We start from the raw sequence: 10,466 nt of genomic DNA, 5'->3' as shown, positions 1-10,466 counted from the left end.
GGCGTCGGTCGTCGCGGTCATCGCGTCGCGGCCAGCCTCTCGTTGGAGTACTTCACCGAGGCGTCAAGAGCTTCCTGCGCCGTCTTCTGTCCGAGCACGGCGAGAGCGATCTCTTCGCGCAAGGTCTCGTTGTCGGCGCCGCCCGAGAAGGCCGCCGGCCACCAGACCACGGCGTTGCGCACCTGCTCGGCGGCCTCGAGGCGCACCTTGGTCGCGCCGTCACCGTCATCCTCGGTGAACCACGGGTCGTCCAGCGTCCCCTCCGACGAGGGGAAGACCGACGCCGCCTTGGCGAACGCAAGCTGGTTGTCGGAGTTCGTGACGTACTTCGCGAACGCCTGGGACACGGGCAGGTTCTTGCTGCCGGCGTTCACCACGAGCGATTCGATGTACATGTTGGGAGCGGAGTTGTTGATGCGCGGTCCCACGCCGAGCGTGTCGAACACGGCCGGCGCCGTCTCGCGCAGGTCGTTGAAGGTGTAGGAACTCCCGGGCAGATAGCCGAGCTGGCCGGCCTTGAAGTCGTCGACCTCGGCGGTCTGCAGGTTGTTCAGCGCCTCCGCGGTCAGACCGTCGCCGCCGTAGAGATCGACGAACCGCTGCACGAACTCCACGCCCTTCGCACTGTTGTACGTGAACTCCGTGCCCTCGTCGTTCATGATGTCGACGCCGTACTCGCCGAAGTTCTCGATGGCCGGCATCCGGGCGATCATCGAACGGTCCGTGCAGTTCTTGCCCAGGGTCTCGGCCTGGTCGAAGAGTTCGTCGTACGTCGACGGCAGGGTCTGGGGGTCGAGACCGCACTGAGCGAGCACCGCGGTGTTGAAGAACGACGGACCGGTGTTGAGGTACCACGGGTATCCGTAGGTGCCGCCGCCCAGTCCGGCGAACGTCATCGATTCCCATGCCTTGTCGAGATAGAGGCCCTTCGCCTCGGGATCCGACGCGGCGATGTCCTCCAGCACCCCGGCCTGCGCCAGGGTGTAGGCCGACTCCGGACCCATGTCGACGACATCCGGAAGGTTGCCGGCCGCCGCGTCCGCCGACAGCTTGTCCTGATACCCCTCCGCGGGAGCATCGACCCAGTCGATCGTGGTGCCGGGGTTCTCTTCCTCGAACGCCGCGATCAGGTCGTTGAAGTAGGGCGTGAACTTCTCGTTCTTCAGGTTCCACGTCTGGAAGGTGATCTCCCCGGCGAGTTCACCTCCCGAACCGTTCTGCGAGCCGCTGTCGGTGCCGGCGCAGCCGGCGATCACCAGGGCGCCCGCGGCGAGCGTGCCCGCGAAGGCGAGGGCTTTCTTCATCATCATCGATGTTTCCTTTCGTCGAATGTCACGTGGTGGTGCTGTGAGGTGTTGCGGGGAGAGAAGGACGGAGGCGCACGGTGGCAACCTGATAGGGACCGAGATCGAGGAACGCGTCGGAGGCCGTCTGCGACGGTCCGTGGCGCAGAGCGTGACGGGGACCGTCGACAGGCGCAGGACGCTCGAGCAGATCGACCTCGGAGATCAGCCGATCGCGGAGCGAAGGGTGCACCTCGAGTCGCGCGCGGGCGCGGGCGCCGCTCGTCTCGTAGGCCCGGACGATGACATCGCCCGAACGGTCCTCGGCGAGCTTCACCCAGTCGATGACGGCGTGGCCGCTCTCGAGGTCGAGCGTCGCGAGGCGGGGGATCCCCGCATCCGCTTCGCTCGGCGTCGCGAAATGGCGCGCGGAGTCGACCGCCCCGGCGATGTCGACATCGGGCGCGATGGCCCATGACAGCGTGTGGACGCCGATGTCGGCATCCGGATCGGGGAAGCGCGCACCGCGCAGAAGGGACAGCCGCACGGTCGTCCCGGCGGCCTCCACCCGTGCGTCGGCGCCGGCGATCCCGGACGAGAGAACGGCGTCGCCCGTCGTTCCCTCCGCGACGTGCACGTAGCGCTGGAGCGATGCCTCGAACATCGCCTCGTCGGCGGCGGTGTTGGTGTGGAGCGGGCGCTCGACGCTGCCGTACTGGGTCTCGAAACGCGCCGTGCGGGCACGGGCTGCCAGCGGCAGCGACACCTTCAGCAGCTGCTCGCGCTCGCGCCAGTCGATGACCGCTTCGGTTTCTACGCGGGAACCGCCCGCGCGCAGCCACGACGTGAGCGTTGCGCGCGAGTCGCCGAACACCCGGATGACGCGCACTCCGACGTCGCCACCATCCACGACGGTCTCGATCGAGCGGGTGTCGGTGATCGCGCGGGGATGGCGGAGCACGTGTCGGTCGAGGTCCCAGGCGTCCCAGCGCACCGGCTCGTCCCGGAAGAGGATCAGCTGGCCGAGCAGGGCTCCGTCGGCCACCGACTCCCGCCCCTCGGCCGTCCGCACCGAGACGATGTGGCCGGCCGCGTCGAAGCGCACGGTGAGCACGCCGTTGTCGAGGACGATGCCATCCGTTCCCTCGTGGACGCGGGTCGCCTCGGGCGCGATGAGCGTCGGGGGTGTCGTCGCTCCCGCCTCGCGCAGCGCGTCGCCGGCGGCGGCGAGAAGACCGAGGAGCGTGTGCTCCGTCTCCTCGTAGAAGTCCCGCGCTTCCCGATGCACCCACGCGATCGAGGTGCCGGGGAGGATGTCGTGGAACTGGTGGAGCAGGACGTTCTTCCAGATCGCGTCGAGGACGTCAGCGGGATACTCCGCCCCCGTCAGCACCGCGGCCGCCGACCAGGCGGCCTCGATCTCGCGCAGCAGCCCTTCCATGCGGCGGTTGCCGCTCTTCATCCGTTGCTGAGAGGTGAGCGACCCGCGGTGGAGCTCGAGGTAGAGCTCACCCGCCCAGACCGGAGCGGGCGCGGAGGTCGGGGCCACGTCCGCGAGCTCCGCGGCGGCGTCGCGGAAGAACTCGTCCGGAGTGCGAGAAGCGACCCGCGGAGCACCCTCGATGTCGGCGAACCTGCGCACGCGCGACGCCATCTCCCGCGTGGGTCCCCCGCCGCCGTCACCGTAGCCGTAGGCGAGCAGCGAGTGCGACGCGATCGCCTTGTCCTTGAAGTTCGCGACCGAGTGCGCGAGCTCCTGCCCCGTGACGGAGGCGGCATACGTGTCGGAGGGTGGGAAGTGCGTGAAGACGCGGGTGCCGTCGATGCCTTCCCACCAGAAGGAGTGGTGAGGGAAGACGGTGGTGTCGTTCCACGAGATCTTCTGGGTCAGGAAGACATCGGACCCCGACCTCCGCGCCAGCTGGGGGAGGGCCCCGCTGTAGCCGAACGAGTCGGGGAGCCACACCTCGCGACTGTCGAGCCCGAACCGATCGGCGAAGTAGCGCTTCCCGTGCACGATCTGACGGACGAACGACTCGCCCGTGGGGATGACGCCGTCGACCTCCACCCACATGCCTCCCACGGGAATGAAGCGTCCCTGCTCCACGTAGGTCCGTACCCGCTCGAAGAGCGCCGGGTAGTGCTCCTCGAGCCACGCGAAGTGCTGGGCGGAGGTCATCGTGTAGACGACGTCCGGATCGGTGTCGAGCAGCGCGAGCGCGTTCGAGACGGTCCGTGCGAGTTTCCGGACGGTCTCTCGCAGAGGCCACAGCCAGGCCGAGTCCATGTGCGCGTGTCCGACGGCGGTGACGCGGTGGGCGCTGGCGTGAGCGGGCGACGCCAGCAGGGGGGCGAGGATGCGGCGGCCCTCCCGGGCGGTCTCGTCCGGGCGGCGCTCGTCGTAGACGTCGAGCGCCTCCTCGATGCCGCGCAGCAAGCGCCAATGGCGGGGATCCTCCGAGCGAACGGTCGCCGCCAGCTCACCGGCGACGTCGAGGTCACGGCTGAATTCGTACACCTCGGAGTGGAACGAGGCGACCGCGGCCTGTCGGACGCGGAACTCCTCGAAGCCCTCGACCCCCTTCTCGCCGTGCGGCGTGACCAGGAACGGCGGCACGCCGAGCAGAAGCGGGTTCGCCGCAGCCTCGATGTACAACAGGAAACGTCCGTCGGCGTCCACGACTCCCGGCCGCGCTCCGTCTCCGCGGAGCCGGACCCACCGCTGCCGCGGGTGCAGTCCCTTCACCGGCACGCCGTCGGGGGTGAAGATCAACGCCTCGCAGTGACCGCCGACGGAGTGGTCGAACCATCCGAGGTCGAGGATCAGCTCGACGCTCTCCCCCGCGCCGGCGGGGATGGCGCCCTCCACGCGGAACCACCGCGTCACCCACGCCTGACCCCAAGGCTGGCCGACCTCGAACGGCTCGTAGTGCGCGACGGCGCGACCTTCGTCGGCGGCGAAACCGACGGCGTGCGCCGGGCTCACCGGTTCTCCGTCGTCGCCGACCTCCCAGGAGGAGAGATCGACCTCGGCCACGGTCCGGTGGACCTGCGTCTCGATCCGGTCGCGCTGGACGCGGACGAGCCGTTCGAGCGTGGTGCGGAGGTGGTCGTGCATCTTGACCTTTCGTCGTTGAGGGTCTCGCTACTAATACGTTTGAGCGGCCCCACACTAATACGTTTGAGTATTCTGGAGCAAGGACAATTTCCCCCCTCCTGACGCGCACCCCGCGGGCGATCGACCGGGAGGGCGGAATCCCGCCTAGTGTTTCGACGAAGAGCCCGAGGAGAACGACCGTGAGTGAGCCGGCCCCACGCACCGCTGCGTCGCCGACACCGCCGCGCCACGAGGTGCGACTGACGAGTTCGGACATCGCCCGCCTCTCCGGGGTTTCCGTGTCGGCCGTGTCGCTGGCCCTCAACGGACGACCCGGGGTCAGCGAGGCGACGCGAGCGCGCATCGTCGCCGTCGCCGACGAGTACAACTGGCGGCCCCACCGGGCGGCGCGGGCGCTCAAGGGTGCGACGAGTGACGTGGCGGGGCTCGTGATCGCCCGACCCGCTCGCACGCTCGGCGTCGAACCCTTCTTCGCCCAGTTGCTGTCCGGGCTGCAGTCCCGCCTGTCCCAGGACGCGATCGCCCTTCAGCTGCTGATCGTCGAGGACACGGACGCGGAGATCGCGACCTATCGGCGGTGGGCCGCCGAGAACCGGGTCGGCGGCACGGTGCTGCTCGATCTGGTCGAGAACGACCCCCGCCCCGAGGTCGTCGAGCGTCTCGGCATCCCCGCGGTGGCCGTCGGCGGCGCGGGTGAAGCGTGGCCGGTGACCAGCGTTTGGGCCGACGACTACGGCGCAATGCGTGCCATGCTGTCGCACCTGGTCGACCTCGGGCATCGCGCGGTCGGCTATGTGGGGGGCACCGCCGCCTTCGAGCACAGCCGCCGCCGGTCGAAAGCCGTCGCCGACCTGGCCGACGAGCACGGGCTGGAGGTGACCTCGATCGCCACCGACTTCTCGGATGAGCAGGGTGCGTCGGCGACGCGCCGCCTCTTGACTTCCAGGAACCGTCCCACGGCGGTGATCTACGACAGCGACGTGATGGCGGTGGCCGGCCTCGCGGTGGCGAACGAGCTGGGCATCGCGGTCCCCCAGGACGTCTCGATCGCCTCCTTCGACGACTCCGTCCTGACGCGGCTCACGCATCCCGCCCTGACGAGCCTGACCCGCGACACCTTCGCCCTCGGCGCACTGGTCGCGAAAGAGCTCATCACCACGGTCGCGACGGGAGGACAGCGCCCGGTCTCGATCCAGGCGCCGACCCCGCATCTGACCGTCCGCGCGAGCACCGTGCGCCCGGGCACGACAGCCGACTGACACCGCGATCCGCGCGGACGTTGACGCGGGCGCTCCCCGCCGAAAGCGTTCCGTGCGACGACGGGAATGTACCGTGAGCCCGTCGAGAAATCGGGAAGAAAGTCATTGTCCACGAGCGAGAGCGAAGCGGTCTTTGCTTCTGCCACGCCCTCGAGATGACCCGCTGTCTGCATATCCCATGCATGCATCGCGATCACGTCCGCGATCATCGTCTCGCATGAGCCGCTGATGCCTTTCCCGATTAGTGCCACGGTGGCCTCGATGGAGAAACCCTGAGCACAATAGTGCACTGTCCAGAACTGAGGCTCCGCACCGCGCAACGGCGGATCCTCCGTACGCTCGATCCATACCGACATGCCGTACTGCTTTCCCTTCCGGCGGCCACTGGATATTATCCGCCTGCGTTCTCAAGGCACCGGATAGTGATGGCCGCGAGAATTCCGCGGGTCAATTCATGAACACATCCGACAACACGAGAAATCATGGGTCGTGCCGCAAGACGACGTCGATCTTGCGCCCGACATCTTCACAGCCGGAGGTGTGGCGCGATCATCGCGTCTTTCTCTCCGTGATCTTCTCCGGTAATCAACGGAAGCATTTCCCCCGAGCCGCAAATCCCGCTCTGTGCCGACCGGCACGCCTGGCCCCCTTTGGCGGACGAGCATGCGCACCTCCGGCGACGCTCGCGGTGTCTCGAATCGGAGAAACCTTACAGAGAGAGGCCAAATTTCCTCCGCCGTTCTCGAAGTCCCGCAGCCTCGACGCGTCACTGGCGGAGCGGCGACGATCGAATCGTTTCGGTATCTATAGACGCCTATCCGTGGCAGGTCGGTTTGATTGACCGAGGTCATGCAGAAGTCATCCTTCAGGTGGATGCCGCATAATGACGAACCAACTACAGTCATGCCGACCGCCTCGTTCGAGGATCGCTTCATGAAGGACGACCATGTCTTTTGATCGCCGTTTGTTTCCCGTTGCTACCCTCGGTGGCCTTCTCGTTCTCCTGGCGGGCTGCTCGGGCGCCCCGAGCCCGGAGGAGTCTCCGGTCTCACCGTTGACGTCGTACATGAACGCCCTGTACGGAGGGGACCTCAGCGAAGAGGAGCAGCAGAAGCGGTTCGAGGAGCAGAACAAGAAGAGCGAGGACCTCGTCGCGGCGTGCATGACCGAGCAGGGCTTCGAGTATGTCCCGAACATCGTGTCGGGCTCTGTCATGTCGTCGTCGGGCGAGGAGTGGCAGCCGGAGGATCGCGAATGGGTATCGCAGTACGGGTACGGCATCATCAACTATCCCGGGCGTGACACGCCTGTCGAGCCGGAGCAGTCATCGCCCGACCCGAACGCGGCGTACGTGGAGAGTCTGTCCCCGTCGGAGCAGGCAGCGTTCTACGAGGCACTGTATGGACCGCAGCCCACCGAGGAGGAACTGCAGGCCATGAACGACGAGACCGGGGACGGCGGGACGTACGAATACGACTGGACGACCGCGGGATGTTCGGGTGCCGCACAGCATGAAACCGCCGGTGCGGATCCTCTGCAGGGCGAGGAATTCAAGACCCTCAGCGACTCGTTGAACGCGTTCTGGATGGACATGGGCACGGGTCCGGAGTTCGCGGCGGTCGACTCGGAGTGGGTGGCCTGCATGGATGAGGCGGGGCAGCCGGGTTTCACCACGCAGAGCGACGCGTCGAACTCCATCAGTGAGAAATACAACGCGTTCTGGGAGAACGCCTCGGGTACCGAGGGGGTGTCGCCGAACTCCCCGGAGGTGAAGGAGCTGGGCGAGCAGGAGATCGCGTTGGCGCTGGTCGACCTCGAGTGCCGCGAGAAGGTGAACTACCTCGATCGACGCCAGGAGGCGCAGTTCGCGGCCGAGGAGAAGTTCGTCGCCGACCACAAGAGCGAGCTGGAAGCGCTCAAGGCTGCGGCCGAGCAGGCTCGTTCGTGACCAACGACCTGTTCCCCGACACCCCGACCGAAGACGCCCCATCCGAGCCCCGGGCCCCGCGACGAAGCCGTTGGCGGCGAATCGCGGCGGCGTGGCCATCGGTGTTCCGTCGGAACCGGACGCTGTGGATCGTGGCTGCTGCGGCGGTCGTGGCGATGGTGGCAGGTCTCCTCGTGGGTCGGTTCGTCATCTCGCCGGCGGATGCCGCGGCGGGTGCCGCACCGCCGGAGGCGGGGCTGGTGACGGTTCCGGTGGGGTTCGGTCAACTCAGCAACGACGTCACGATCCGCGGCGAAGTGGGATTCGCCGACCCGGTCGAGGTGGAGATCGACACCTCCGCCCTGTCCGGTCCCGCGGTGGTCACCGGGCAGGTTCCCGCTGTGGGTTCAGAGCTGAAGCCCCTGTCCATCGCGTTGGAGCTGGCGGGACGCCCGGTGATCGTCCTCCCGGGTGAGCTCCCGGCGTACCGGTCGCTTCGGGTGGGGGTCTCGGGCCCGGACGTGGCCCAGTTCAAGCAAGCGATGCGGGAGGTGGGGTTGGATGCCGGAGACCCCGCGAACAACGTCTTCGATGCGCAGGCCGCCCAGTCCATCCCCGCGCTCTACGCGCAGGCGGGATATCCCGCCCCGGCCGCTGAAGACGGCGCCGGACAAGCCGTCTCCGGAGCCGAACAAGCCCTCCGATCGGCCGAGCAGGCCCTGCGCACGGCCCAGGCGGAACTGTCGACGGCGAAATCGGGGGCCGATGAGGTGCAGAAACGCGAGGCCGACAACGCCGTATCCGCCGCACGCCGCGAACTGGACGCTGTCCGAGCACGCACCCCCGACGACACCGTCAGCATCGGGAATCTCGAAGACGCGCTCGGGCTCGCGGAGTTGCGCCGCCGGCAGCTGGACCGGCCCGGGGATACCACTGCACAGCGCAGCGCCGTCGAATCGGCGAATGCCGCGCTGACGCAGGCACAGGCCGACCTGGATGACGCGCGGGAGGCGGCGTTGCCGTTCCTCCCTGCCGGTGAGGTGCTGTACCTCACGGAGCTCCCCCGCCGGGTCGACGCCGTCACCGCGCGCCGCGGTGCGGTGCTGGAGAACCCTGCGATGACGGTGTCGGGCGCGACGATGGCGCTGACAGGATCGGCTGCCCGTGCGGACGCCGAACTCCTCACCGTCGGAGAAGCGGCAAGCTTCGAGCTCGCCGACGGCGCCACTCATGCAGCGACCATCACCGCTGTCGAGGCCGGCGCAGACGACGCCGCCCGATGGACGGTGCGGCTGACACCGGCGCCGATGACGGCCGAGCAGGTTCAGCAGCTCCAGGGGACCAATGTGCGAGTGGCGATCCCGGTGGGCGCGACCGCGGGCGAGGTGCTGAATGTGCCGCTGGCGGCCCTGACGGCCGGCCCAGGAGGAGAATCCCGCGTCGAAGTCGTCGAGTCCGATCCGCGTGAGGGGGATCGCGCCAAGACCCGGTTGGTCACCGTCACCACGGGGCTCGCGGCGGACGGTGCGGTGGAGATCACCCCCACCGAGGGGGAGCTCCGCGAAGGTGAGCTGGTCGTGGTGGGTCGATGAGCGCCCTCCTCGAGTTGCGCGACATCACCCGCTCTTTCCCCGGCCCGCCGGAGGTACAAGCCCTCAAGGGCGTCAACCTGACCGTCCAGGCCGGTGAGTACATCTCCATCGTCGGCCCCAGCGGGTCCGGCAAATCCACCATGTTGAACATCCTGGGCCTCCTCGACCGGCCGACCGTGGGCGAGTACGAACTCGCCGGCACCCTCACCGGCCACCTCGACGAGAACGCACGCGCCGCCGTCCGCGCACGCCGACTCGGCTTCGTGTTCCAGTCCTTTCACCTCCTCCCGCGCCGGTCCGTCCTGGAGAACGTGATGCTGCCCATGCTGTACAGCGGCGCACCCCGGGAGGAGCGGGAACCCCGCGCCCGCGCCGCACTGGAACGGGTCGGGCTTTCCCATCGCGTCACCTTCCGGCCCAACCTCCTCTCCGGTGGCGAACGTCAGCGCGTCGCGATCGCCCGCGCCATCGTCACCCGCCCTAGCGTCCTCCTCGCAGACGAACCCACCGGCAACCTCGACCAGACGACAACCGGGGAGATCATGACCCTGTTCGAAGAGCTCAACGCCGACGGCCTGACCCTGGTGCTCATCACCCACGACCTGGGTGTCGCCGAACGGGCACGGCGCACGGTCCGCATCGCCGAGGGGCGCCTGACCGAACTCACCCCCGCATGATTCGACGCATCCTTCGACGCCGCCACTCGCACAGCACTCCGCACCCCGCCGGGACCGACCTTGCTCCCGTCCCCGCAGCGGACCGGTTCCGTTTCTCCGACCTCCTCGCCGAGGCGACCGCCGACATCGGCGCCCGACCGGGGCGGCTCATCATGACCCTCGCGGGGACGGTGCTCGGAATCGCCGCACTTGTCGCCACCATCGGGCTCGCACACACCGCGGCAAGCCAGATCGCCCGCCAGTTCGACGCCGCAGCCGCCACCCAGCTGACCGTGACCCCCGCGAAAGCGGAGACCCGAGACGGCACCTCGGTCGCAACCGCGACACTGCCCTGGGATACCACCGCGCGCATGGAGCGCCTCGCCGGGGTGGAAGCCGCCGCCCTCATCGGCGAGGTCACCCGCGAGAACGCATCCATCCGCGCCGTACCGGTCAACGACCCCGCCGCCGTCGCCGCCGCACCCCCACGCCTGTATGCCGCGTCAGCCGAGATCCTCGACACCATCGGCGCATCCATCACCACCGGGCGAAGCTTCGACAACGGCCACGACACCCGCGCCGACCGCGTCGCACTCCTCGGCGAACGCGCCGCCGAGCAGCTCGGCATCAA

7 protein-coding genes are annotated in these 10,466 nt (G+C 68.4%); 5 read left to right on the top strand and 2 right to left on the bottom strand.

The annotated features are described in order from the left end of the window. Positions 1–17: 17 nt before the first annotated feature. Together MT347_RS13985 and MT347_RS13980 are read right to left on the bottom strand one after the other, a co-directional pair. A complete protein-coding gene (locus tag MT347_RS13985; protein ID WP_243501861.1) occupies positions 18–1,310 on the bottom strand; it encodes an extracellular solute-binding protein in 1,293 nt (430 codons plus the stop codon). Positions 1,311–1,332: 22 nt separating this feature from the next. After that, entirely contained in the window at positions 1,333–4,401 is a 3,069-nt protein-coding gene (locus MT347_RS13980) for an alpha-mannosidase (protein ID WP_243501860.1), read from the bottom strand. Between the two features lie 179 nt (positions 4,402–4,580). Between MT347_RS13980 and MT347_RS13975 the strand changes: the two genes are divergently transcribed. From MT347_RS13975 to MT347_RS13955, 5 genes are all read left to right on the top strand, one after another. After that, positions 4,581–5,660, top strand: coding sequence for a LacI family DNA-binding transcriptional regulator (locus MT347_RS13975; protein ID WP_243501859.1), 1,080 nt, complete (start codon positions 4,581–4,583; stop codon positions 5,658–5,660). A 1,066-nt stretch (positions 5,661–6,726) separates the two neighbouring features. Continuing rightward, on the top strand, positions 6,727–7,608 hold the full coding sequence (locus tag MT347_RS13970) for a hypothetical protein (protein ID WP_243501858.1): 882 nt from the start codon (positions 6,727–6,729) through the stop codon (positions 7,606–7,608). A 131-nt stretch (positions 7,609–7,739) separates the two neighbouring features. Beyond that, a complete protein-coding gene (locus MT347_RS13965; protein ID WP_243501857.1) occupies positions 7,740–9,179 on the top strand; it encodes a hypothetical protein in 1,440 nt (479 codons plus the stop codon). Then, complete coding sequence (locus MT347_RS13960) at positions 9,176–9,856, top strand: ABC transporter ATP-binding protein (protein ID WP_243501856.1); 681 nt, start codon at positions 9,176–9,178, stop codon at positions 9,854–9,856. The genes MT347_RS13965 and MT347_RS13960 overlap by 4 nt, the downstream gene beginning before the upstream one ends. Then, on the top strand, positions 9,853–10,466 hold a 614-nt coding region (locus tag MT347_RS13955; protein WP_243501855.1), incomplete at its 3' end, for an ABC transporter permease. The genes MT347_RS13960 and MT347_RS13955, both read left to right, overlap by 4 nt.

The organism is Microbacterium sp. VKM Ac-2923 (assembly GCF_022815605.1).
Classification (GTDB): domain Bacteria; phylum Actinomycetota; class Actinomycetes; order Actinomycetales; family Microbacteriaceae; genus Microbacterium.
The sequence above is the reverse complement of the archived record's forward strand: the minus strand, read 5'-3'. Positions and strand labels throughout refer to the sequence as shown.

Excerpts from the sequence above, each read along its gene's own strand:
- MT347_RS13960 (WP_243501856.1), top strand. The coding sequence starts at position 9,176 with ATGAGCGCCCTCCTCGAGTTGCGCGACATCACCCGCTCTTTCCCCGGC.
- MT347_RS13980 (WP_243501860.1), bottom strand. The coding sequence starts at position 4,401 with ATGCACGACCACCTCCGCACCACGCTCGAACGGCTCGTCCGCGTCCAG.
- MT347_RS13985 (WP_243501861.1), bottom strand. The coding sequence starts at position 1,310 with ATGATGATGAAGAAAGCCCTCGCCTTCGCGGGCACGCTCGCCGCGGGC.
- MT347_RS13970 (WP_243501858.1), top strand. The coding sequence starts at position 6,727 with ATGAACGCCCTGTACGGAGGGGACCTCAGCGAAGAGGAGCAGCAGAAG.